Raw genomic sequence first — 353 nt, 5'->3', positions numbered from 1 at the left:
GCCCGCTGTCGGCGCGGATCATCTGCCCGAGCATCGGCAACGAGGCGTCGCTGCCGCTGGCGGCGAACGGATAGCGGCCGTCGAAGGCACGGCTCCAGTGGGTTACGATCGCCCGCTGCCACTGGCGATTCAGGCTCTGCGTCGCGGGCTCCAGCACCGCCTTCCAGGCCTGGCTGAGCGGCTGCACGAAGAGGTTCTGGCCGAAGCCGCTCCACTCCGCGCCCAGGCTGGCGGCGATCAGGCTGCCGTAGTCGCGGGTGTCGGTGAGGTCCACGCTCTTGCCCTGGAATACGGTCTGCGCCAGGGCCTGGATCATCGCCTGAGGGTCGGCCGCGTTGGCCACCTGCTGCAGC

The 353-nt window shown here is 70.3% G+C and carries 1 pseudogene; it reads right to left on the bottom strand.

Annotated elements, in window-relative coordinates:
• A pseudogene (locus tag P3W75_RS21230) lies at nucleotides 1–353 on the bottom strand (ImcF-related family protein); the annotation flags it as partial.

The organism is Pseudomonas citronellolis (genome assembly GCF_029335315.1).
Taxonomy (GTDB): Bacteria; Pseudomonadota; Gammaproteobacteria; order Pseudomonadales; family Pseudomonadaceae; genus Pseudomonas; species Pseudomonas citronellolis_A.
This window is presented reverse-complemented; position numbering and strand designations above follow the sequence as displayed.